Here is a 25,587-nt window from a genome sequence, read left to right as displayed (position 1 = left end):
TCCAACAGAGAGTATATTAAATAAAAGTCATTTTTTGTCGCCTTATTAAATGGTCTAAAGTTCGTACCTTATACCATTCAAGTAGAACAATTAACAACTATATCCTCATTACTTTTTAAATCAGGAGGAAGACATGCGAACTTATTTTCCACAACAATTTGAGAAAGTTTCTCCTAAAAAAGTTAGTGATTTTATTTTCGACCAATTAGAAGAATCAATTATTTTAAAAGAATTACTACCTGAAGAACAACTTCCCAATGAACGAGATATGGCGGTTATGTTCAATGCTAGCCGATTAGCGGTACGTGAAGCTCTTTCTCGATTAGAAGAAGAGGGATTGATTGAAAAGCGTGTCGGGGCTAAAGGAGGAACCTTTGTTTTACCTTTAACGCTCAATTCTCATCATCGTCACCGTGAACAGATTGCGAGTAATTGGGAGTCATGGAGCAAAGTATTTGAATACCGTCTGATTATTGAACCAGAAGCTGCTTTTCTAGCTGCACAGCATATTCAAGTCGAACAGTTACATCAACTACAGCAGTATCTAGAGATGAGTATTGAACAAGATTGTTCACGCGAGTTATTTCGTGCGCTGGATGTGAAGTTTCACCTGATGATTGCCAAAGCATCTGATAATGCTTATTTTGAAAAAGCAGTACGAGAGATTCGTACCAAGATCAATCCTGCACTTGATCTTATGCCTTATAGTCAAGAAGTACGGGTACGCAATTCAGATAGCCATTTTGAATTGTTAGATGTACTGCGTGCACATGATGGTGAACACTCTCGAATATTGATGCGTCAACATATTGAACAGTCTGCCTCTTCGATCTATCATCGAGTATTTGATCATGATATCCGAACTCAAGAAAAGGAGAGTGAATCCTTATGAATCATTCTGATCCGCAAGGGATACAAGTGAGACTGTCGCAGTTATTACCTGCTGCGCAGTCTATGCAAGAAAAATTAACTACATGGCGACGTGATCTACATAGACATCCTGAGATTGGTTATGAGGAAGTTCGAACCTCAGCGATTGTAGCAGAGCATTTACAAAGTCTAGGGCTTGAAGTGCAGACGGGTATAGGCAAAACAGGTGTTGTCGGACTGTTGCGTGGTATAGAACCCGGACCAACAATTGCACTTCGAGCAGATATGGATGCTTTACCGATACAAGATGCCAAAGATACGAGCTATGCTTCGCAAACCGCCGGTAAAGCTCATCTGTGCGGTCATGATGCACATACAACCATTTTAATGGGTGCAGCTCAATTACTAAGTAGTCTGGGTAGACCGATATCCGGTAATATTAAATTCGTTTTTCAACCGGCGGAAGAAGGGCTAGCCGGAGCCGATGCCATGATCAAAGATGGGGTACTGGAGCATCCTCATGTGGATGCAATGACAGGCTTACATGTTTATCCGAGTTTGCAGATCGGTGAAGTATCTGTTTGTAAAGGAGTCGCTTTTGCTTCAGCTGACTTTTTCACACTTCGTATTATTGGTAAAGGAGGACATGGAGCACGTCCGCATGAAGGTATTGATGCGATAGCCGTATCAGCACAAGTCATTTCTGCCCTGCAACATGTTACCAGTCGAATGATCGATCCATTAGAAACAGCTGTTGTCAGTATCGGACAGATTCGAGGAGGAACAATGGCAGCTTCGATTGCTTCTGAAGTTGAAATGGTAGGCACAGTACGCACATTATCTGCGGATATCCGTCAGCAAATGCCTACGAAGATTAAGCAGGTTATTGAAGGGATTGTAGGTTCCTTTGGAGCTGATTACGAACTCGATTACCAAATGAATTATCCTGTCGTCAAAAATGATAATCAAATGGTTGATTTTTTGACTGCTACTTGCGATCTGATGGCAGAAGGGCCGGAGTGGCAATATACTCGACCTTCTACAGGTGGCGAAGACTTTGCTTTTTATGCTGAACAAGTACCTGCTGTGTTTTTCCGTTTAGGGACAAGTAATGGACAACTTGAGACTTCATATCCATTGCATCATCCCATGTTCGATCTTGATGAATCTGCACTTCCTTATGGTGTAGCGATGTTGTCTGCTATGGCATTACATTATTTGGATCAACCGATCCGTCACACGCATCAATAACAAAAGTACGATTTAAAAGGGTGGAGTGGAGAAAATGAAAACAAAATCATGGATAACCAGTGGATTATTATTGTTAGTAGTCGCGATTGTATTAGCAGGGTGTGGTAATAGCAAAGAATCATCTACAGATTCAGCTACGAATAGCAAAACATTAACGATCGGGAATGCGACTGATATTGAAAGCTTTGATCCACATAACAATAACAATACCTCTAGTGAAGCTGTACTGGTCAATATGTTCGATTATTTAGTCAAAAATGATAATGAACAAAAGAAAGTGCCTGTGCTGGCTACTTCATGGGAACAAGTAAACGATACAACATGGAGATTCAAGCTACGTGAAGGCGTTACTTTCCATAATGGTGATCCGTTCACAGCCGCAGATGTGAAATACACGATTGATCGTGTAGCCAAAGATAGTGCGCTCAAACAAAACTCGTATTTCAAATCTATTAAAGAAGTAAAAGTAGTCGATGATTACACCGTTGATATGATCACAGATGGCCCTGATCCACTATTATTAAATCGTTTATCCAAAATGGGAGCAGGCATTCTACCTTCAAAATATATCAAAGAAAAAGGAATCGATGCTTTTCTTAAAAGTCCAGTCGGGACAGGTCCTTACAAGTTCAGCAAATGGACAAAAGATGACCGTGTAGAACTGGTCAAAAACGATAAGTATTTTGGAGAAGCACCTAAATGGGATACGGTTGTATTCCGCTCAATCCCTGAAGCTTCTACCCGTGTATCTGAATTGTTAGCAGGAGGCATTGATATTGCTTCAGGTATTCCTTCTACCGATGTAGAACGTATTCAGAGCGAAGAAGGCAAACAAATCGTTAAAGCTCCAATCCAACGCGTACTTCAATTAATTTTGCGTGAAACAGAAGGTACAGTCACAGCTGATCCGAAAGTACGTGAAGCAATTGACTTGGCGATTGACAAGCAAGGGATTGTAGACAGTATTGCAGGTGGAGCAGGGATTGTGACTCGTACATCTGTTACACCGGGTAACTTTGGAGCAGATCCTTCACTATACAAACAGACATTATACGATCCAGCCAAAGCGAAGCAATTATTACAAGAATCCGGTCATACAGGAGCAGAACTGAATATGACGGTCTCTTCTCAATACAAAGAATATGCTGAAGTGGTAGCGGCTATGCTGAATGAAGCAGGGTTTAAAGCGAATCTTGAAGTGCTAGAACCAAGTGCTTTTAGTGAACGATACAGTTCCAAATCATTCAAAGAAATTTTTATGATCGGCATAGGTAATTCATTATTTGACGCATCCAATAACTATAATCGTTATCTCAAAACAGAAGCAGCAGGGGAAACAGATTATAACAATCCTAAAGTTGAAAAGTTATTACAAGATGCGCTTGTAAATATGGATCCAGCATCACGTGAAAAACAATATCAAGAGGTACAACAGATTTTGGCAGAAGATCGCCCAGCAGTGTATTTGTTCCAAATGGAAGGAATCTATGGAGCAGATAACCGTGTGAAATTTACGCCAAGAAGTGATGAAATGTTCTATGCAGATGATATTACACCTGTAAATGGATAAACAAATTAAAGCAGGGATAGCCATATGTCTTCCCTGCTTTTTGTTATAAAAATCGGCAAAAGTTCAGTATATACGAGGTACGGAGGTGATTGGATTGAAAGGCTATATTATAAAGTCACTGCTTCAGGTGATTCCGGTATTGCTACTGGTATCGTTAATTGTATTTATTTTAGTGCGGGTGACCGGTGACCCTGTAGCATTGATGTTACCGGAAACGGCTACAGCAGAAGATCGTGCTGTGCTTACAGAGGCACTCGGCTTGGATCAACCACTGTATAAGCAATACATCACATTTCTAGGAAGCGCATTGCAAGGAGATTTTGGAACTTCTTTTCGTTATGGAGAATCTGCTTTACCACTGGTTTTAGAACGATTACCCGCTAGCTTTGAATTAGCAGTAGCAGCGATGATTTTTGCGATTATTATGGCGATTCCACTCGGTATTTTGTCTGCGGTCAAGCGTAATACATTTACCGACTTATTGATATCAGGTATTTCTGTGATTGGCAAAGCAATGCCTAACTTTTGGATGGGGATTATGCTGATTTTATTCTTTTCAGTAATGTTAGGTGCTTTACCTGTCTCCGGTAGAGGAGGAATAGAGCATTTGTTATTGCCTGCTTTTACTCTGGGGATTGGAATTGGTGCACAGATGACCCGCTTGGTGCGTTCCAGTATGCTTGAAATTCTGAATCAGGATTATATTTTGACTGCGAAGAGTAAAGGGTTACGTCCATTTATTATTATTATGAAGCATGCTTTTCGTAATGGCTTAATTCCTGTTGTCACGATTGTAGGATTGCAATTTACCAGTCTGATCGGTGGCACATTGATTACTGAAACCGTATTTGCTTGGCCAGGACTAGGGCAATTGTTAGTAACAGCAGTAAACACGCATGATATGGCGATTGTACAGGCTTCTGTATTTGTGATCGCATTGATTGTCATTATAGGAAATCTATTGACTGATATTTCGTATCGCCTGCTTGATCCTCGTATTAGATACAGTTGATCAGGAACCAATCGGCAGAAAGGATGGGGTAGACATGCCTGATCAAGGAATGATCCGTCAGTTATTAAAAAGTAAAACTGGCACATTGGGGTTGCTGATTATTGTAGCGGTTGTATTATGTGCTTTATTTGCACCGTGGTTAGCGAGTCATGATCCAGCTTCGGTTGCTCCTTTAAAAAGACTCAAGCCACCGGTATGGTTAGATGGAGGCGAGTCGACTTACTGGTTAGGCACAGATAATCTAGGTCGCGATATCTGGAGCCGAATTGTATATGGAGCTCGGGTATCCTTAATTGTTGGTGTAGGAGCAGTATTGGTGTCCGGCATGATCGGAGCTGTACTGGGATTATTATCTGGATATTATGGGAAATGGATTAATGCCATTATTATGCGGGTTGCAGATTCTTTTCTAGCGATTCCTTCGATATTATTAGCATTGGTTGTACTGGCTGTGACTCAGCCGGGATTGATCACTTTGATTATCGTGATTGGATTAACCAACTGGGTATCGTATGCAAGAGTCATTCGTAGTGAAGTATTAAGTCTCAAAGAACGTGATTTTGTCAAAGCGGCACAATCGGCAGGCGCAGGGCAAGGTCGCTTAATTTTCCATCATATTTTACCAAATGTGATGTCATCGTTGATCGTTATTTCCAGTATGAATGTAGCGACAACGATTCTAATGGAAGCATCGCTAAGCTTTCTCGGATTAGGGATTAAGCCACCAGATGTATCATGGGGCGGGATGCTGAGTGATGGCAGACAGTATATTGCAACCAGTTGGTGGGTCGCTACTTTTCCAGGATTGGCGATTACATTTACAGTATTGGGAGTTATCTTTCTTGGAGATTGGTTACGGGATAAATTAGATCCTCGAATTACAAATGATCAATCGTAAAGACCCTTGCCAATATCAATATAACGATCCGTATAACAATTGTGAAGTATAGATAAGAACGTGATAAGTGAAGGAGACTAGGGTGATGAGTAAAAAGGCGATACAACCAGAAGATTTGTACGATTATCAATGGGTAAGCGATCCTTCTATTCATCCAGATGGATCTATAGCTTATATGCATAAAATCATTGATCGTGAACATAATCAGTACAAAACGCATATTTATTATATTTCAGCAGACCGTAAACACACCAAAAGGATCACTGATGGCGATTATGATACAGCGCCTAGCTGGTCACCAGATGGACGATATCTAGCTTTTATTCGTAAAACCGATAAAAAACCTCAATTGTGGATACTGGATTATAGCTCTGGATCTATGACTCCATACAGTAAGCTGGAACGTGGTATTGGATTATTCCGTTGGTCACCAGATGGACGTTCTATAATTATGACTAGCCGAGTACTAGGTGAATATGAAAAGCAAGCTCATTTACCTGATCGTGGACATATTGTAGAGCGAACGACGCCCAAAGCAGAAGGTTCTGGATTATGGAATGGAACGTACCAACATTTATTTTTATTAGAATTACAACATCGTCAAATAAAGCAATTAACAAGCGGTGAATTTGATGCTTCTTATCCTGTCTGGTCACCGGATGGAACCGAAATTAGTTACCTTGCTCAAAAAAAACCTTCTATTATATATAGCGATATGGATCTAGTTTTTTATAATGATTTGTATACTTTAAATATGGCTTCTGAGCAGACCAAATTACAAACCAGACATGACCTTACTATCAGTCAATTTGCGTATGCACCGGATGGACAGTCATGGACATGTATTGCTAATAATCGAGAATATGGAAGTGGAACTCAGAATCAAGTGTACCGTGTGGATCGTTCAACCGGGCAGATAGACTCGCTCACTCCACACTCTGATATTCAATTCGGTAATTTTATACTGAATGATATGAAGTCAGCTGCGGCTATTCCAGGACCGATCTATGATATAAATGGACAATCTGTCTATGTACTAGGAACCTATCAAGGAAGTGTAGATATTTACCGAATCACTAATCAAGGAACATGTACTGCAATCACCACAGGTGGAAAAGATATTCATCAGCTGGTAGTTGCTCCACAAGGAGATCGATTTGTTGCATTGATAGCAGATGCTAATCATCCTTATGAATTGGTAGAATTACCAGTTGATCCAGTAGCTCATCATCTATCAAGTGATCCCTATCGCTTAACACATACAGCAGATCTGTGGTTATCTCAACATGAAGTCTCTATTCCAGAATCATTTTGGTACACCCATGAAGACGGAATTAAGATTCAAGGATGGTTGATGAAACCTGTACAAGTTACAGACAATAGCGATAACATACCACTGATTTTACAGATTCATGGAGGGCCTCATGCTATGGTCTCTGATGTGTATAGCCATGAGATGCAGACATTAGTATCGCAAGGGTATGCAGTGTTAATGCTTAATCCGCGTGGTAGCTTCGGATATGGTCAACATTTTGCACAAGCATGTCGTCAAGATTTCGGTGGTGGTGATTATCGTGATCTTATCGAAGCTGTTAATCATGTATTACAGCATCATCCTCAATTAGATGAACAGCGATTAGGGATATGCGGTGGTAGTTATGGAGGATTGATGGTCAATTGGATTATTGCTCATGATCATCGTTTTCGTGTGGCTGTCACACAGCGCTGTATTTCCAATTGGATATCCTTTTATGGGATTAGCGATATTGGTATTTCGTATACAGAAGGGATCGTAGGTGGGAATCCATGGGAAGACCTTGATCGGTTATGGTCGCAATCTCCTCTTGCTCATGTACAGCATATTAATACACCACTGCTTATTATTCATGGTGAACAAGATATGCGTTGCCCTATCGAACAGAGCGAACAACTGTATACCGCTCTAAAACGGCAAGGAAAACAAACCAAAATGGTACGTTATCCTGATTCAAATCATACAGTGTTAAAAAGCGGAAAGCCTAGCTATCGTGTCGATCTACTGAGCCATGTCAACGACTGGGTGAAGCAACATATTCATTTCCCAATAGAGGTGAATCCATGACAGAACCATTTCTGGAAAAAGTGAAGTTGTCATTACCAGTAGGTCTGTGGATTGAGAACTGTTTGAGCAGTGGAATACCTGCTGCTCAACTGATCGATTTTATTCATCACAAAGACTTTGCAACCATTGTATCCAAAGTAGATGATCCTAATATGGATATGCTGGATCGCCTACATATCGCTACTGAAATGAACGATCCGTGGGAACGAGCAATGATTGAAGGGTATCGTTTCAAATTTATTCATATTGGTGGAGTGAAACGTTTACTCAAATTGCGCTTTCAATTACAAGAGCATAAAGATTATAGCCAACATGAAAATAGGTTGTCTGGATTGAGATTGACTTCAGATCAGAAGGATATGCTAGAGGAACGAATAGGTATTCAATGGGAAATGGTAGCTGAACTGCAAACGGATTCATATTCTACAACTATACAAATACGTTTAAAAAACGAAAGCTGTTGATTTTTGACAGCTTTTTCTGTTTTTTTACATTTATCTAAGGCTTAAAAGTGGGCTTTATGTATAAAATGCAACCTATAGAACTTGCTTAATTCATCAATCTATGGGAAAATTTCACCAAGGTATACATTCTGGATATGACAATAAGCTGAATAATAAACAGCAGTTGTAAATACATCTTACGATCTGTGCAGGCGAATTGATCCTCGTAAGGTCTTTATGACAGGGAGGTCACACGCATGGCACTACAACAAGAAGGTACAGCAGGACAACAGTTAATCTCAGAAGCGAATCGATTTGCAGAAAAGGTCACACAGATGCAATATCGTCAGCAACCTGATTTGATACAACGATTCGGACCGAACGGCAGAATACGAACCAAACAAGATTCTTTATATACCCTTAGTTATTTAGCTGAAAGTGTATTGATGAAGAGTCCAAGTTTGTTTATGAATTATATTTCATGGCTTAAAGTGCTTTTAAATGGATATCGAGTATCCGAACAAGATTTATTAGTGAACTTGAATGCTATCAAAAAAGCGCTTCAAAAAAGTTTTGATCATCCCCATAAGTCCAATGTGATTGACTATTTGGATATGGGTATACAGCATGTTCAAACAACTGAATTTCAATCATCGTATATTGTGGAAACCTCGTTATTAGGAAAAGAAGCTAAGCAATATTTAGATTGCTTACTACGTACAGAACGCAAAGAAGCCTACACGCTGATCGTACACCTTCTTGAAAACGATACTCCTATCAAAGACATATACATTCATATATTCCAGACTGTACAATATGAGATCGGTCGTTTATGGCAGACTAGCCAAATCAATATTGCACAAGAACATTTCTGCACAGCTGCGACTCAAAGCATTATTTCGCGTCTGTATCCTTATTGGATCAGTGCGGGACAAGAGCGATATCGCCTGGTTGCGGCTTGTGTAGGAGAAGAACAACATGAGATCGGAATTCGCATGTTGGCTGATTTTTTTGAAATGGAAGGCTGGGATACTTACTATCTAGGTGCTAATGTTCCAGATCACAGTCTTTTACAATCGATAGTGCAACATCAAGCGGATATTATCGCTATCTCTGCAACAATGACCTTTCACGTTCATTTAGTGCAAGACTTGATCGAAAAAATTCGCGCTGAAGAATCAACCAGACATGTCAAAATCATTGTCGGCGGATTGCCGTTTAATATTGACAGGGAACTGTGGAAGCGAGTTGGGGCAGATGGTTTTGCACCTGATGCAAATAAAGCTGTTGAAGTAGCGACAAGCTTAGTAGCCCTGAACCAATCAGGCAGCCAGCCCTCGGTAAAAGGTTAAATAGCCTTTAGAAGGGAAGATGAACGCAATGACGAATGCTGAACAAGAAATCACGATTTTGCGTAAAACGATCGAAGATCTTTCCCATAAGATGATCAAAAGCAAATATCAAGAAGAACAAATTCTGTCTGAATTTTCGGCAATGAATAATGAAATGGTTACGTTACAACGTCAACTAGCCAAGACCAATGCTGAATTAAATGCAGCCAAAGAAGAAGCGATTCATGCGAATCAAGCTCGCTCTCGTTTTTTGGCAATTATGACTCATGAGATACGCACACCGATGAATGGAATGATAGGAATGTCAGAAATTTTGATGACTTCTGAATTATCGGATGAGCAAAAACAATCGGTGATGTTGATTCAAGAATCTGCCGAGTTACTGCTCAGTATGATTAACAATATGCTTGATCTTTCCAAAATGGAAGCAGGCAAAATGAGACTGCAAGAAGAGCCGATTGATCTACGATTGTTATTGGATCATATTATTCGACTAAGCCAGCCGAAAGCGCAAAAAAATCAAAACATCATTTCTGCTTTTATCGATTATCGAGTAGAAAATGAATTGATCGGTGATGGAGGTAGAATAAGACAAATTTTGCTTAATCTACTGAGTAACGCTAATAAATTTACCAATCAAGGAACCATCGAAGTGAGTATACAACTCAAACACAATAGTGCAAATTCACAGATTCTTCACATTGAAGTTACAGACACCGGAATCGGCATTTCAGAAGAGAATCAAAAAAATATGTTTCAGCCTTATGCACAAGCCGATCAACCTGGAAAAAATAATGTAGAAGGAACAGGGCTGGGGCTCTCCATATGCAAGTCATTTGTAGAGCTGATGGAAGGAACGATTGATTTGAAAAGTGAAGAAAATAAGGGATCAACTTTTTGGTTCGATATTCCGCTCAAAAAAGTTCAAACTTCTTCGGATACTCCAGAATTGATCTCTAATCATTTGGGTGGACAACAAAGCGAACATCTGAAATTGCCTTCAAGTCTGCATCACAAGCAGACAGATAAATCGATATTGATTGTAGAAGACAATCCGATCAATCGTCAGGTTATTCAATTGCAGTTGAAAAAAATGGGTATGGAACAGGTGCATACGGTAAGTAATGGACAAGAAGCGATATCCAAGTATTTGGGCCATACGTATCATCTGATCTTAATGGATAATCGTATGCCTATTATGGATGGTCTGCAAGCCACTCATAAGATACGTGAGTTGGAAACAGCAGAAATGCGTTCTCCTGTACCTATCATTGCGTTAACAGGAAATACAAGTCAGGAAGATCGTCAGAAATGCTTGGATGCAGGTATGAATGATATTTTGACAAAGCCTGTTAATCTGGAAAGTCTAACGATAATGATGCGTAAATGGCTGCCTGATATTGTTCATGAAAAAGCATTAGATATGAGTGTTATTCAGGAAATATTAGATCTCAATGATGATGGAGATCCAGAAATATTACGGACACTGATCGAAATGTACAAAAGTGAGACACCTAACAAGCTAGAACGATTACAAAAGTTAGTGCTTTGTAAAGATGCAACTGCACTGTCTGAAGCAGCACACGAATTGAAATCAGGTAGCTTGAGTATAGGTATTCAATATATGGCACAATTACTGCATGAGATTGAAAGTCTTGCTAAAGAAAACGACTTGCGAGGTGTTCAGGAGCTTGTACAGTTACTGGTACCTGCTTATGAGAAAGCATGTCGGGAACTAGAGCATCTAATCAAATAAAAACGATAGAACGGAGTCTGCACAAAGCAGGTTCCGTTTTTTGTTTTGATTGGAGGTTTTTCTTTTACATATATGTCTATACAAATAAATTGAATGCTTCCTTTAGAAAGGATAAATAATTGGGTAATGGTATATATACAAATTCGAAATAAGGGGCGATATGGATGTGCGCAGCATTTGATACAGCTAGAGAATCAGAGTCCGATTACCATGAAAAGTTTTACGAAGAAAATAAATTATTTGAACCGGGTACATGGATGGCAGGGCCTACACCGATTGTAATGGAGTTATTAGAGCGACTGCAAAAATATACACCGGCTCCTAAAGTGCTTGATATGGCTTGTGGGGTGGGTAGACATACGATTCCAGTAGCGCAACAACTCACTCAAGGCGGTGTGGTCGTTGGAGTCGATTTGTTAGATTCTGCGATAGATCAATTGAAAAAATATGCAGAAGAATATAAAGTGGCTGATCGAATTGAAGCGGTAACCAGTGATGTGGAAAGTTACGAGATTGCCAAAGAAGAATACGATTATATGATCGCTACTGGATGCTTAGAACATGTATCTTCTGAAGAATCTTTGCAAAAAGTGATTGCGAATATGCAAGCAGGTACTCGTACAGGTGGTATTCATCTGATTTCGATGACTTCTTCCGTCCAACAGGTCGATCAACAGACAGGAGAAGCAGAAGAAGGTAATATTGAATTGAATTTGACCACAGAGCAATTGGTAAGTCTATTACATCAATATTATGAAGGTTGGAATATTATCGAGCGCAAAGCGGTAGCACAAGCGATCGAAGAAACGAAAGACAATAAAGAAATCGAACTTCAAGGCAATTGGATCACATTTGCTGCTTGTAAAGAAGATCCACAACCTCACCCTGAAGTGTTAGAACAAGTCGGAAAAGATACAGATCTATAAGGATATGAAATGAAATCGTGTAGCGGTTTGACACATCATGTAAAATAGAGAAGTAGTCAAGCAAACCGTACAGGAGGAATACAGTGTGTTAGAACGGATCGATGGAAGATTAGAACAACCTCAATTACAAGAATTATTATCGTATGCAGTGTTTCCTGATCCTCAAGTGTTGGAAGCAGTGATACACCAATATAGTACACAGGATCATATGCATTTATACGGATACCAAGAAGAAGGCGAATGGATCGGTGTTATTGGTTGCGCAGAAGAAGGCGAAGCACCATACACATTGCGTGTACGTCATTTGGCGATTACACCAGCCGAACGTGGTAAAGGCTATGGACGTGGCATTTTACTAGAATTATTAGAAACAGCAGAGCCTGCTGTCCTATTGGCTGAAGCTGATGATGAAGGTGCAGAATTTTACCGCAATATTGGATTTACTGTTATTGGCAATGGTGAATTGAATGCAGCTTCAGAACGCTATATCTGTCGTTATGATGTTGAAGAGGACGATGAGTAAGTACAGTCGTTAAAGTCGTAATAAGGATCATCATATGATCTTGAACTGAACTAATATCGTTTGATTTATTTCACGCAATAGAAGATTATTGTATCTGAATACACTCTTTTGTCCTTATTAAGTTGGATCTTGCCCTATGCAGATCGAAGTTATAGTGGATAAAAGAGTGTATTTTTTGTTTAGATCGAGTCATAAGAGAAAAGGTATAAATAATCGTTATACTAATGCAAATGATTTGTATGTTATAATACATCACAATATTATTTGGAATTTCGTAGAGATGTTAGCGGAATAGGAGGTACTCGTATGCAATTAACAGTTCAAGAAGCGCTCGCAGTGTACCCTCTATCTGAAGCGCGCCTTGTTGCGGGTGCCCGGGGAACATCACGACTGATGAAGTCAGTGAATGTTATGGACGCGCCAGATATCGCCGACTGGATCAAAAGTGGAGAAATGTTATTTACAACTGCTTTTATTATGAAAGACAGTGAAGAAGAAGCGATCAAGCTGATGCGTAAATTGAATGAGCGTGGTTGTGCAGGTCTAGGAGTCAAGTTAGGACGATTCTGGGAAGTGATTCCACAAGCGATCATTGATGAAGCCGATCGTTTACAATTTCCACTGCTTGAGCTTCCTTTTCAATTTACCTTTTCTGATCAGATGAATGCTCTTTTTCAAGCGGAACATGAACGGAGTACGAAACTGTTGCAATCGGTTTTACATAAGCAAAAGCGTCTTATGCAGTTTGCGCTTAATCAGGATCAACAGGGAAATGTTTTTGCTGTACTGGAAGATATTTTGAAATATCCGATTGCGATTATTGGCTCCCGCGGACATATTCTCTATAATGGTGGCGAAGGCGGAGACAATGTACTGCAAGGATGGCCGTGGAAAATGTCACCTACCCGTGTGAAATGGAACCTTGGTAGCTGTTACCGTGTACCGATTATGAAGCGTAGTGAGCAATATGGATTTTTGCTTGTTTTCACAGATAGCTCGATGCCTCTGAAAGAAGAAGAGGAGTTATTTCAGCAAGCGGCAGAAGTGTTAGCCTTCCATATGGATACTACTTACCGTGAACATGTGAATCCAGGTGTGCAAGATAAGATGCGTACACTGATTACACAATATCTATCCAAGCGAATGTCTTTGGATGATCTTACCGAGGGTACAGGACGATTAGGTGTTCAGTTATTTACAGGTCCTTATCAATGTGTATTAACGACCCTTGAACCTCAAGCTTTTTCTTCTGAAAAGCGTCTTGCACAGATTCATCAAGAGTTACAATATAATCCGCTCATGCAGTTATTTCCTTCTCAGCATTTTCGGATTGAAGAAGGTATATTGTCGATCTATGCTTGTCCATCCGAGCGTGATTATGGTGAAGAGTTGTCTACGTTTTTGATGAATCGGTTTGAAGATATGGAATCACTTAGTCATGATGGAGGCAGTCCACGCTTTTGGATTAGTAAAATTAAGACGGAACCCAGTTCATTGCGTGAAGCGTATCAAGAAACATTGGAGACACGTAAGTTAGCGAAGCGCTTTGGGATGACGCATATTGCTTTGCAATTTCAGACATTAGAATTTGCGTATGTATTTCAACATGTACCGGAGAATATTATGGAGACGTATTGTCATAAGATACTCGAACCGTTACTGATCAAAGATAGCGATCCCAATCAGGTACTTATGAATACCCTTGAAGCTTTTGTTGAAAATGATGGATTGATTAATGAAGCGGCTAAGCAGTTGTATGTGCATCGCAATACAGTAACGTATCGAATGGATAAGATTGGTGGATTATTGCAGATGGATTTCAAAAAAACAAATGATCTACTCAAGCTTAAAATGGTATTTACGTTCCGCAAATTTTTGAAAGATAAACAGCAGTCTTAGCCGATAGCAGATTAGGGTAGTATTGGATAAAGGTTACCGATTTCTTTGGATGGCTATCTGGTTGCTATACGTAAAGAATAGACTTTTTCTGTTTGCTGATTATATCTAGGTTTGCTCATTATATGTAGATGAACCCTTGCCTTCTGGTAAGGGTTTTTTTATATTATTCACAAAACACCACTTCAATGTTATGTTATATAACAAATTTACAGGTGTTTAGTTGATATGTTCAATAACCTTACGTAAAATGATAAAAAAGAACGAACGAAAAGAGGAATAATAATGGAAATGACACAGAAACCATGGCAGTTATGGTCAAAAGAAGAATTTTTACAGCAATTTGGCGGATTATATGAACATTCTGCTTGGATTACAGAGCAAGCATGGGAGCATCAACCGTTCAATACTTTACAAGACATGTTAAATACGATGAAAAATATAGTGGCTGAATCCAGTCAAGAAACACAGTTAACGTTATTAAGACAGCATCCAGATCTGGGAACCAAAATAGAAATGAGTGAACATTCACAATCGGAACAAGCAGGAGCAGGATTGACTGGACTATCAGCAGAACAATTTGAACAGCTAGCTGAACTCAATCGCAATTATACCGAGCAATATCAATTTCCATTTATTTTAGCTGTCAAAGGAAAAAGTACAGATCAAATTCTAGAATCCATGCGTCAACGAACCGGTAGATCAGCTACAGAAGAATTTCAAACTGCTCTTGGACAAGTACATACGATAGCAGGATTAAGACTTCGAATGTGGGCAGAGGAGCAAGGATTAACTCTTTGATGGGAAATGTTCTTATAAGCATTATCATATCCCATAACGTAACCTCGTAAACAAAGCGTAATCTATACAGAAAGCAGGTGGAGTGAGTGAACGGTAAAATAACAACGCATGTATTAAATTTGGCACAAGGTATACCCGCACAAGGGGTCAAAGTGGAACTTTATGATAGTGCAAAGCAAATATTATTAGCTACCGCAATCACCAATGCAGACGGACGTGTCGATCAACCATTGTTATCAGGGGAAGATATACAAGCAGGAGTGTACGAATTAATTTTTTATGTAGGCGATTATCATCGAGATATCGGTATAAGCACAGAAGAAACATTACTGTGGGAACAGGTTCCTTTACGTTTCCATATTGTAGATACCGAACAAAATTATCATATTCCATTATTGGTCGCTCCCGGTGGATATAGTACATATCGCGGAAGTTGATCTATTTGAAATAAGCTGGATAGCAGAGACATACATGATGTTAGCCCATGGGAAGTGAAAAGGAGTGTAGAGCATGCAACCAGAACTGGATTTGATTATTGCTGGAGGAACAGTCGTATTATCAGATCGTGTAGCGAAGCTAGATATTGGTATTCGAAATGGAACTATACAATCGCTCACTCCTCCTATGACATATGGAAATGAGATTACTGTTATCCAAGCAGAAGGATTGCATATTTTACCAGGAACTGTTGATATTCATGTTCATTTTAATGAGCCCGGATTAGGTAGCTGGGAAGGATTCCAGACAGGTTCGGCTGCCCTTGCCGCAGGTGGAATGACAACTTATGTCGATATGCCACTGAATGGAGTACCTCCAACTGTAAATGCAGAACATCTTGCTACCAAAAAGACAGCGGCAGAACATCATTCTTATGTTGATTATGCGCTCTGGGGTGGTCTGGTCGAAGGCAATGTAGCGCAACTAGAAGAGCTATCTGTAGGCGGTATAGTCGGGTTCAAAGCATTTATGTCAGAACCGGGCGGCGAAGGGGAAGAGATTTTCACAAGAGCAGATGATGATACGTTATTAGCAGGGATGAAAGAAATCGCACGCTTAGGTCATGTGCTTGCATTACATGCAGAAGATGAATCGACGGTATCTACACTTGCACATCAAGCGATAGCCCAAGGGAAAACAGGGGTTAGAGATTATCTGGATTCCAGACCGATTGTTGCGGAAGTCATCGCTGTACAACGTGCGCTAGATTATAGCCGTCAGACAGGTTGTGCTTTGCATTTTGTGCATATCAGTAGTCGTGAAGCTGTTGATATCATTACAGCCGCTAAGCAAGAAGGACTGAATGTGACGGTAGAGATGTGCCCTCATTATTTAGTGTTAACAGATCAAGATATGGTGAATCAAGGTGTACTTGCGAAGTGTGCTCCACCTTTACGGAGTGCTGAAGAACAATCTGCTCTCTGGGATGCTGTATCTCTGGGACTAATTGATATTATTGCTTCTGATCATTCGCCTTGTCCTCCAGAAATGAAGCAATCCACTAATTTTTTTGAAGCATGGGGCGGTATTTCGGGAGCACAAAGCACATTATTATTAATGTTAGAAGAAGGATATCACCAGCGACAGATTCCTTTGCCAGCGATAACGAATATGTTGTCGAAGAATCCGGCACAACGGTTAGGCTTGGCACAGTCTAAAGGTCAGATTGAAATAGGTTTAGATGCTGATCTAGTGCTTGTTGATCTGAATCAACCGAATACGTTAGACAAAGAGGATCTTTATGATAAGCATCGTCAAAGTCCGTATATCGGATATTCTTTTTCTTCGACAGTGCAAAAAACCATTGTACGCGGACATATTGTTTATGACCAATCTTCAGGATTAACAGATACATGTGTAGGGCAGTTTGTCGCTTATCAGACAGGAGGAGTGATTCATGGCTAAGCAAGCAGCGCCTATGATCGAAAATTACAGTGTAAAGTTACACCATATGTTAGAGTGGCTGGCTCAATTCGGAGCTGACGAGCAAGGCGGAGTCACACGTTTACTTTATACTCCTGCATGGTTAGAAGCACAACAGTCTTTATTTACTTATATGGAAGCACAAGGATTAGAACCCTTTTACGATCAAGTCGGAAATCTAAGCGGTCGATTAGTAGGACAACAAGCTGAACAATTACCGATTGTAACGGGTTCTCATATCGATACGGTTGTTTTTGGAGGCAAATACGATGGTGCACTTGGCGTTGTAGCCGGTGTGCTGGCACTTTCTTATTTAAAAGAAACATATGGACAGCCTTTACGAACGATTGAAGTCATATCACTGGCAGAAGAAGAAGGTAGCCGATTTCCTTTAACCTATTGGGGTTCAGGTAATATAACAGGATCTTATCAAGCGGATCAAGTTCCTATGGTGCAAGATCGGGAAGGGATCAGTCTCGAACAAGCAATGAAACAAGCCGGATTTGGAGCTGATTCGAACTATCCAACGTGTAAACGAGAATTTGCTGCTTATATCGAACTTCATATTGAACAAGGATTTGTACTGGAGCGGACAGACCATCAGATCGGTGTGGTGACAGGCATTGTAGGACAACGCCGGATCGAAGTGAAGGTACTCGGTGAAAGCAATCATGCAGGAACAACACCAATGCAGTGGCGTAGAGATACTTTGGCAGGAGCAGCATTAATGATTAGTCATGTGAAACGTTCGGCACTGGAGTGGGGTGATCCTCTGGTAGCTACAGTAGGTAGTCTACATGTTTCACCAAATGTACCAAATGTGATTGCAGGCGAGACTACATTTACATTGGATATTCGTCATCTGGATCATCGTATATTGAATGATTATACAGATGCTTTATATGAAGAGATTTCCGCGATTGCTCAGCAAGAAGGATTAACATTATCGTGGAAAGAACATCTACGTGCTGAACCTGTGCCAATGCATCAAGCGATGATTGATGATTTGCAACATGTATGTGATCAAGCAGGCATATCATCGATGTTACTTCCGAGTGGGGCAGGGCATGATGCTCAGATTTTCGGCGTAGAATGTCCTTCTGCTATGATTTTTGTACCTAGTCGGGAAGGAATTAGTCATAATCCATTGGAATATACAGCCGAAGCTGATATCGTACAGGGCTTCAAAGTGCTAACCGAATTGCTATATCAATATGCTTATCGAGGTGAAGACCATGAAGCGTTATAAAGACTTATCTCCGCCCCCGCGCACCATTATGACACCCGGTCCTGTCGAAGTCGATCCGCGTGTATTGCGAGCAATGTCGATGCCTATTTTGGGACAATTTGACCCGGCTTTTACCGATATCATGAATGAGACAATGGAGATGTTACGTGAATTATATATAACGGATAATCAGTGGGCTTTTCCTGTAGATGGTACTTCACGCTCAGGTCTCGAAGCCGTTATGGTTAGTTTGATTGAACCGGGTGATAAAGTATTGGTTCCGATCTATGGACGATTTGGTCATTTATTAACGGAAATTGCTGAGCGTTGCGGTGCAGACGTTGTGACAATTGAGACCGAATGGGGAACGGTATTTAATCCTCAAACCGTACAGCAAGCCATTTTACAACATCGTCCTACAATTGTAGCGATGGTCCATGGGGAAACGTCTACAGGATGTATGCAACCTTTAGCAGAGATCGGTCACTTTTGCCGTGAGCATGATGTGTTATTTATTGTCGATGCGGTTGCAACCATCGGAGGTGTTCCTTTTTATACCGATGAGTGGAAAGTGGATGCGGTTATGGGGGGAACACAGAAGTGTCTGTCTGTCCCTTCAGGTATGGCACCGATTACGTACAATGATCGAGTGGAACGTAAGATTCAGAATCGTAAAAGTATTGAGCGTGGACTTCGTCCTGTAGGCGATATTCCTTCAGCCGTCCTATCCGGTCATCATCGTATTGCTAGCAATTACTTTGACCTTGCTCAACTGCAAGATTATTGGAGTCCTAAGCGACTTAATCATCATACTGAAGCGACTTCGATGTTGTACGGGTTACGTGAAGGATTACGGATTTTATTAGAAGAAGGGCTTGAAGCACGCTTTGCACGTCATGCGGAAAATGGAGCTGCGATCGTAGCCGGTATTCGTGGTATGGGCTTAGAATTATTCGGTGATGATGCTGCGCGATTGCCTGTAGTAACATGTATTTACATTCCAGCAGGTGTAGACGGAGAAAGTGTACGTTCGATGTTATTGCATGATTTTGGGATTGAGATCGCCAGTTCATTTGGCCCATTACAAGGTAAAATCTGGCGGATTGGGAGTATGGGATATAGCAGTAGTCGCAAAAATGTACTCCATGTCTTGGGCGCTCTAGAAGCAGTATTGATTCATCATGGTGTATCATTGCCAGCGGGACAAGGAGTACAAGCGGCGCTTGGTATCTATGCCGGTCAGAAAGAGGTGACGTACCAGTGAACATTATGCCCCAATCGCGTAGAGGAATGGTTGCAACACCGCATTATTTAGCAAGTCAGACAGGTGCATTTATTTTGCAGTCCGGTGGTAATGCATTCGATGCTGCGGTTGCGGTAAGTGCTGTACTGGGTGTCGTTTACCCACATATGACAGGACCTGGTGGAGATGCTTTTTTTCTGATTCATGATGGGCGTACAGGCAAGATTGAAGGGTATAATGGAAGTGGGCGTTCCGCCTCTAAAGCAACTCCTGAATGGTACACCAAGCAAGGGTATACTTCTATTCCAAGCCGTGGTCCTTTGGCTGCTGTAACGGTACCGGGTATGGTAGATGCTTGGGAGAATGTCTGGAAAAAGTATGGACGATTATCGTGGGCTGAGATTATGGCTCCTGCGGTACGTTATGCCGAAGAAGGCTTTCCTGCTTCACCTAGTCTAGCACGCTGGATTATACGTGATCTGGAATGGATACAACAAGATTCTCATCTTCAATCCGTATTTTGCCCTCAGGGTATTCCACTTGTAGAAGGCGATATTGTTGTTCAGTATAAGCTTGCTCAGACACTGCGATTGATTAGTGAGCAAGGAAGTGAATGCTTTTATCGTGGCAGTATCGGACAGATGATCGGGGAAGCGACAGAACGAGACGGTAGTGTGCTCACAACCGCTGATCTAGCAGCCCATCAAGGCGAATGGGTAGAACCTGTTTCGACCACTTATCGAGGGCATGAAGTCTATCAAATGCCACCGAACACACAGGGATTCTCGGTATTGATGATGCTCAATATTTTGGAAAATGTAGAACTATCGTCGATTGCTCGTTTTTCGCCTGAATTTTATCATCTTGTAGTTGAGACCGTCAAAAAAGCATTTCAAGATCGTGATCGTTATTTGACTGACCCTGCGTTTAGAGAGATTCCGCTAGAGCAATTACTTTCCAAAGACTATGCTCGTAAATTATGGTATGACATGCAGTATCGTCCACAAGCGTCTCCACATCTGTCTCCAGCGATGGGTCAAGATACAGCCTATGCGGCTGTCACAGATAATGAAGGAAATACCGTTTCGTTTATTCAAAGTCTTTATTTTGATTTTGGATCGGCTTATGTACCGGGAGATAGCGGAGTCATTTTACAAAATCGTGGATCATTCTTTTCACTGGATGATCGTGCGCCTAATGTCTTGGAGCCACGTAAACAAACGTTCCATACGTTAATGCCCGGGATGGTTACCAAAAATGGTAAGCCTTATCTGCTGTTAGGTACACAAGGTGGAGAAGGGCAACCACAGACACAGTTGTCTATTTTGACCGGGGTGATTGATTATCAGCTTAATATCCAACAAGCCATAGGATTACCTCGCTGGCTTTATGGACGAACATGGGGCGATATGAGCGATACGTTGAAGATCGAAAGTCGTTCGTATGAAGATATTTATTCACGTTTAGAAGCATATGGTCATATCGTTGAACCGATCCGTGATTATGATGCGGTAATGGGCGAAGCACAGGGGATTATGATTAGTGAACAAGGCGTATTTAGCGGTGCGGCTGACCCTCGTAGTGATGGGATCGCGATTGGCATATAACGTGGTATAGAGACAGAGAGGGGTAAGCAGCATGGGAAGCATCATGATAAGACAAGCACAGATGGTCACAATGAATGCCACTGAAGAAGTATTTATCGGAGATTTATTGATCGAAAATAATAAAATTGTCAAAATGGCTCCTCATTTGGACGATCATGCGGATCAAGAAATAGATGGACAAGGCAAAACATTGCTTCCCGGATTTATTCAGACTCATATTCATTTGTGTCAGACATTGTTCCGTGGACGAGCGGATGATATGGAGCTAATGGACTGGTTGCGTAAGCGTATCTGGCCACTGGAAGCGGCTCATGATGAAGAATCCATTTTCTATTCGGCTTTGCTTGGTATTGGAGAACTTATTTCCAGTGGAACGACTACCATTTGTGATATGGAAACCGTCCATCATACCGATTCGGCTTTTCAAGCGATGGCGCAGAGTGGTCTACGTGTGATCTCGGGCAAAGTGATGATGGATCATGGAACCGATGTACCTGAACCTTTACAAGAAGATACCGATGAATCTCTACAAAAAAGTGTAGATTTACTGGAAAAATGGAATGGATTCGGCGGTGGACGTATTCAATATGCATTTTGTCCACGATTCGTTGTTTCTTGTACTGAACGATTGTTGACCGAAGTTCGTGATCTTTCAGCACAATATCATGTTAAAGTGCATACCCATGCTTCTGAAAATCGTGGCGAAATTTCACTGGTTGAACAAGAGCGAGGCATGCGCAATATTGTCTATCTCGATCATATCGGTCTAGCGAATCCACGTCTCATTCTGGCACACTGTGTCTGGCTAAGCGAAGAAGAAAAGCAGATTTTATACAAGCGTGGAGTTAAAGTAACGCATTGTCCGGGTTCCAATCTGAAGTTATCTTCAGGAATTGCCGAGATTCCAGACTTAATGAATCGTCATATTCATGTCGGTCTTGGCGCTGATGGAGCACCTTGTAACAACAATCTAGATATGTTCCAAGAAATGCGACTGGCGGCTTTGATCCAAAAGGTTCCTCATGGGCCTACAGTGATGGATGCTAGAACGGTGCTACGTATGGCAACGATGGGTGGCGCAGAAGTACTCGGTATGGCCAAAGAAATCGGTAGTCTAGAAGTCGGTAAAAAAGCAGATATGGTACTACTGGATCTGGAAGATTATCATACATTTCCTTCATATGATGTGGATGTCTATTCCAGAGTGGTCTATTCTGCGACACGTAGCAATGTAGATACTGTGATTATCGATGGTAGCGTAGTATTAGCGAATCGCCGTGTCAAAACAATTGATCGTAGTATTGTATTACGTGAGTCTGATCGTTCGATTAAACGTTTAATGACACGGATTTAAAATTCATATTTACATTCAAAGGAGATGGAGACTCATGGATATGAAAGACCTGTGCACAATTGCATTATCGCAACATCAACAACACATACGTACAGTTCTGGCTACTGTTGTCCATGTAGAAGGACATGCGTACCGCAAAGAAGGAGTCTCCATGATTCTGACGGCTGATGGACAGCAATTTGGAAGTATTAGCCCGGGTTGCTTAGAGAGCGATCTTGTAGCTCGCGTCGATGCTGTCTGGAACAGTTTACAAGTCTGTGTTGTCGAATATGATATGCGACCAGCAGATGATCTATCCTGGGGCGAAAATATTGGCTGTGGCGGATTATTGAATATTTTGTTAGAGCCAGTCAGAGGTTCCTTTTTGAATGTGATTACTGAATTGCATACTCGCTTAGATCAAGGTGAGAACGTCGTATTAACTCGTTCTTTTCAAAACAATGGCGACCAGATTGATTACCAGTTATCTCATCAACCGTTGATGCTTGCTCATAATGCAGATTTGAGTACAGTACAAGTTCCTTCTTCGCAAAAAGAGCAGTATACATTCGTACGCACGTATCGACCTAAGCCACGTCTAATTCTGATCGGTGCTGGAGATGACAGTAAACTTGTTCATTCTTTGGCACAGGTAGCTGGATTTGACGTAGTGATTGGAGACTGGCGTGAAGGATTATGTACAAATGAACGTTTTCCCGGAGCGACCTGTGTTGTCGGATTTCCACAATCATTGTATGAACAAATCCAGCCAGGTGAACAAGATTATGTGATATTAATGAGTCATAATTTCCCACGTGAACGAGAATGGATTGAGTTAATGATAGACCAAGATTGTGCTTATCTAGGAATCATGGGTTCTAAAGAGCGGACACGTCGTCTGATGGATCAATTACCTGCTTATGCTAATCTCCATTCGCCTGTGGGCTTATCGATTGGAGCAGATGGCCCTGATGAAATAGCGATTAGTATTGTAGCCGAGTTGATTGCTGTCAAACGCGGGCGTGTGCTTGTACCGAGAAAGGAAGTTATGAATGAACATTACCGCATTAGTGCTTACGGCGGGTAAAAGCAGTCGTATGGGCAAAGACAAATTAAGTCTACCGTTAGAATCTATACCCTCTAATCAAAATGCAACGCCTGTCATGACGATTGGAGGGAAGGTACTGTCTACTGTGCTCCATACCGAGCAGATTCAGCAGGTTATCACTGTCACAGCACCTTATTCTTCATCACAATGGCAACAGGAGATTCAAGATTGGATACAGCAATACCCTTCTAAAATGCAAAATGTAGTATGTGAACAAGCACATTTAGGAATGTCGTATTCGATTCGTTGTGGAATGAAGCAAGTACGGTTATCTTCAGCAGATGCCGTACTTATTTTACTTGGTGATCAACCTTTAATTACATCGACTATGTTGACTGAACTAATGACTATTTATCAGCATCAGCCGGATGTAGATTTTATTGCTTGTGCCGATCATGAAGGAATAAAGCCTCCTGTTATTTTTCCTGAACATATGTGGATGTATCTAGAAGAACTGGAAGGTGATCAAGGCGCTCGTAAGTTACTAACAAATCCTTATTTTTATAGCAATATCGTGAGATATCCCGATCATTTCTTCTGGGATGCAGATACACCTGAAGCATGGCTACAGATCCAACAGCATCTAGCTCAATATTAATATTTTCATTTAATGTTATATTATATTACATATAAGATCGTATTTTATTTATTTAAAGGGCGTAAAGCACAAAATAATGCCTTTAATTTAGGTATAACACAAATATAGGTTAGAATAATTGACATAAATCTATGATTTCATTAAAATTTGTTCAACGGATAGATGATAAAGGCTCACATATCATCATCGAAAGTAAGGTTTGAACAAGTGGAGGTGACATCATGGAAATGAATATAGAGACAAGCAGGATTCCTGATCCTTTTCCATGTCAGGTGTGGGAACCGGCAGATATGGAAGAAGCCATGATGATCAAACGTCAATATGGAGCCAATGCCGCTTTTGTAGCAGGTGGAACCTTATTGCGTACTCAGTGGGAAGGCGGCATCGTAAGTAAACATGAGCATTTGATAAGGCTCGATACGATTGCCGATCTCCGTGGCATTGATGAGAGTGATCAGCATATACACATTGGAGCGTTAACAAGACTACGCGAATGCGGAGCAGATATGTATATAGCGAATCATGGAGCCACTCTATATGAAGCTTGTCGTCATATTGCCGCTCCTTCTATTCGTAATCAAGCAACAATCGGGGGCAATATAGCTTCAGCAGTGGGCGATGCTATTCCCGCTTTGTTAGTGCACAATGCTTCACTTCATTGGGCAGATATCGGAAGCAAAGTCGACTTGATCCAACAAGATATCGTCGATTGGTTAGATGTAGTGAAAAGCGGTCGTAGAAGTCTACATGCTATTTTAATCGGCATTGTATTAGAAAAACAGTCTACTGAACATCAACAAGAAATCACTTTTTTTCGCAAAATTGGACGGAGAGAAGCATTTACGCCATCGCTGGTTACGGTGGCTTTTCGTGCCATGGTCGATCCGTTAGGGTACTTCTCACAAGTTAGAATAGCCGCAGGTGGTGGTTCAGGTATTGCGATGCGATTATCAAGATGTGAACAGTTATTAGAAGGAAATCGGTATCATGCAGAAATGATCACTTCGATAGCTCTATTAGCAAGTGAAGACTTTGTAACGTACAGTGATCCTTTTGCTAGTGAACAGTATCGTCAACAAACAGCAGGAAATCTGCTAGCAGCTGGATTATGGGAAAGTATTCATTCACAGATCGAAAGGAGATGACAGAGT

The 25,587-nt window shown here is 41.0% G+C and carries 22 protein-coding genes; all 22 read left to right on the top strand.

The genetic code is table 11. The features are described from left to right. Positions 1-133: 133 nt before the first annotated feature. The 22 genes from RCP16_RS10520 to RCP16_RS10415 all read left to right on the top strand — a co-directional run bounded on the left by RCP16_RS10520 (position 134) and on the right by RCP16_RS10415 (position 25,581). On the top strand, positions 134-892 hold the full coding sequence (locus tag RCP16_RS10520) for a FadR/GntR family transcriptional regulator (RefSeq protein ID WP_308642358.1): 759 nt from the start codon (positions 134-136) through the stop codon (positions 890-892). Continuing rightward, positions 889-2,121, top strand: coding sequence for a M20 metallopeptidase family protein (locus RCP16_RS10515; protein ID WP_308642357.1), 1,233 nt, complete (start codon positions 889-891; stop codon positions 2,119-2,121). The genes RCP16_RS10520 and RCP16_RS10515 overlap by 4 nt, the downstream gene beginning before the upstream one ends. A 34-nt stretch (positions 2,122-2,155) precedes the next feature. Next, complete coding sequence (locus RCP16_RS10510) at positions 2,156-3,691, top strand: ABC transporter substrate-binding protein (RefSeq protein ID WP_308642356.1); 1,536 nt, start codon at positions 2,156-2,158, stop codon at positions 3,689-3,691. Between the two features lie 94 nt (positions 3,692-3,785). Next, a complete protein-coding gene (locus RCP16_RS10505) occupies positions 3,786-4,703 on the top strand; it encodes an ABC transporter permease (RefSeq protein ID WP_069326344.1) in 918 nt (305 codons plus the stop codon). A gap of 34 nt (positions 4,704-4,737) precedes the next feature. After that, complete coding sequence (locus RCP16_RS10500) at positions 4,738-5,601, top strand: ABC transporter permease (RefSeq protein ID WP_137222612.1); 864 nt, start codon at positions 4,738-4,740, stop codon at positions 5,599-5,601. 85 nt (positions 5,602-5,686) lie between these two features. Further along, positions 5,687-7,702 (top strand): S9 family peptidase, encoded by a 2,016-nt coding sequence (locus RCP16_RS10495; protein ID WP_308642355.1) that lies wholly within the window; start codon positions 5,687-5,689, stop codon positions 7,700-7,702. After that, the gene (locus RCP16_RS10490) at positions 7,699-8,166 is read left to right on the top strand and encodes a hypothetical protein (RefSeq protein WP_308642354.1); all 468 of its coding nucleotides are present in this window, start codon (positions 7,699-7,701) and stop codon (positions 8,164-8,166) included. Before RCP16_RS10495 ends, RCP16_RS10490 begins: the two co-directional genes overlap by 4 nt. Before the next feature lie 236 nt (positions 8,167-8,402). Next, positions 8,403-9,497, top strand: a complete 1,095-nt coding sequence (locus RCP16_RS10485) for a cobalamin B12-binding domain-containing protein (RefSeq protein ID WP_273593689.1) — start codon at positions 8,403-8,405, stop codon at positions 9,495-9,497. A 28-nt stretch (positions 9,498-9,525) separates the two neighbouring features. Further along, positions 9,526-11,253, top strand: a complete 1,728-nt coding sequence (locus tag RCP16_RS10480; protein ID WP_308642353.1) for an ATP-binding protein — start codon at positions 9,526-9,528, stop codon at positions 11,251-11,253. Between the two features lie 164 nt (positions 11,254-11,417). Then, entirely contained in the window at positions 11,418-12,179 is a 762-nt protein-coding gene (locus RCP16_RS10475; RefSeq protein ID WP_137222622.1) for a class I SAM-dependent methyltransferase, read from the top strand. A gap of 85 nt (positions 12,180-12,264) precedes the next feature. Beyond that, positions 12,265-12,702, top strand: a complete 438-nt coding sequence (locus tag RCP16_RS10470; protein WP_069326349.1) for a GNAT family N-acetyltransferase — start codon at positions 12,265-12,267, stop codon at positions 12,700-12,702. Positions 12,703-13,008: 306 nt separating this feature from the next. After that, positions 13,009-14,601 (top strand): PucR family transcriptional regulator, encoded by a 1,593-nt coding sequence (locus tag RCP16_RS10465; RefSeq protein WP_069326350.1) that lies wholly within the window; start codon positions 13,009-13,011, stop codon positions 14,599-14,601. Between the two features lie 282 nt (positions 14,602-14,883). Then, positions 14,884-15,399, top strand: a complete 516-nt coding sequence (gene uraD, locus RCP16_RS10460) for a 2-oxo-4-hydroxy-4-carboxy-5-ureidoimidazoline decarboxylase (RefSeq protein ID WP_308642352.1) — start codon at positions 14,884-14,886, stop codon at positions 15,397-15,399. 86 nt (positions 15,400-15,485) lie between these two features. Next, positions 15,486-15,836, top strand: coding sequence for a hydroxyisourate hydrolase (gene uraH / locus RCP16_RS10455; protein WP_308642351.1), 351 nt, complete (start codon positions 15,486-15,488; stop codon positions 15,834-15,836). Between the two features lie 73 nt (positions 15,837-15,909). Further along, positions 15,910-17,301, top strand: coding sequence for an allantoinase (locus RCP16_RS10450; RefSeq protein WP_308642350.1), 1,392 nt, complete (start codon positions 15,910-15,912; stop codon positions 17,299-17,301). Continuing rightward, positions 17,294-18,568, top strand: a complete 1,275-nt coding sequence (gene allC / locus RCP16_RS10445; RefSeq protein ID WP_137222634.1) for an allantoate deiminase — start codon at positions 17,294-17,296, stop codon at positions 18,566-18,568. Before RCP16_RS10450 ends, allC begins: the two co-directional genes overlap by 8 nt. Further along, complete coding sequence (locus tag RCP16_RS10440) at positions 18,555-19,811, top strand: pyridoxal-phosphate-dependent aminotransferase family protein (protein WP_308642349.1); 1,257 nt, start codon at positions 18,555-18,557, stop codon at positions 19,809-19,811. The genes allC and RCP16_RS10440 overlap by 14 nt, the downstream gene beginning before the upstream one ends. Continuing rightward, complete coding sequence (gene ggt, locus RCP16_RS10435) at positions 19,808-21,397, top strand: gamma-glutamyltransferase (protein WP_442789688.1); 1,590 nt, start codon at positions 19,808-19,810, stop codon at positions 21,395-21,397. The genes RCP16_RS10440 and ggt overlap by 4 nt, the downstream gene beginning before the upstream one ends. 31 nt (positions 21,398-21,428) lie before the next feature. Beyond that, positions 21,429-22,751, top strand: coding sequence for a 5'-deoxyadenosine deaminase (locus RCP16_RS10430; protein WP_308642348.1), 1,323 nt, complete (start codon positions 21,429-21,431; stop codon positions 22,749-22,751). A gap of 34 nt (positions 22,752-22,785) precedes the next feature. Next, positions 22,786-23,817, top strand: a complete 1,032-nt coding sequence (locus RCP16_RS10425) for an XdhC family protein (RefSeq protein ID WP_308642347.1) — start codon at positions 22,786-22,788, stop codon at positions 23,815-23,817. After that, positions 23,783-24,436 carry a nucleotidyltransferase family protein gene (locus RCP16_RS10420; protein WP_308642346.1) on the top strand — a complete coding sequence of 218 codons (654 nt, stop codon included), beginning with the start codon at positions 23,783-23,785 and terminating at the stop codon, positions 24,434-24,436. Before RCP16_RS10425 ends, RCP16_RS10420 begins: the two co-directional genes overlap by 35 nt. A 221-nt stretch (positions 24,437-24,657) precedes the next feature. Further along, the gene (locus RCP16_RS10415) at positions 24,658-25,581 is read left to right on the top strand and encodes an FAD binding domain-containing protein (protein ID WP_308642345.1); all 924 of its coding nucleotides are present in this window, start codon (positions 24,658-24,660) and stop codon (positions 25,579-25,581) included. Positions 25,582-25,587 lie beyond the last annotated feature (6 nt).

This window comes from Paenibacillus nuruki, from assembly GCF_963311185.1.
GTDB lineage: Bacteria > Bacillota > Bacilli > Paenibacillales > Paenibacillaceae > Saccharibacillus > Saccharibacillus nuruki.
The sequence above is the reverse complement of the archived record's forward strand: the minus strand, read 5'-3'. Positions and strand labels throughout refer to the sequence as shown.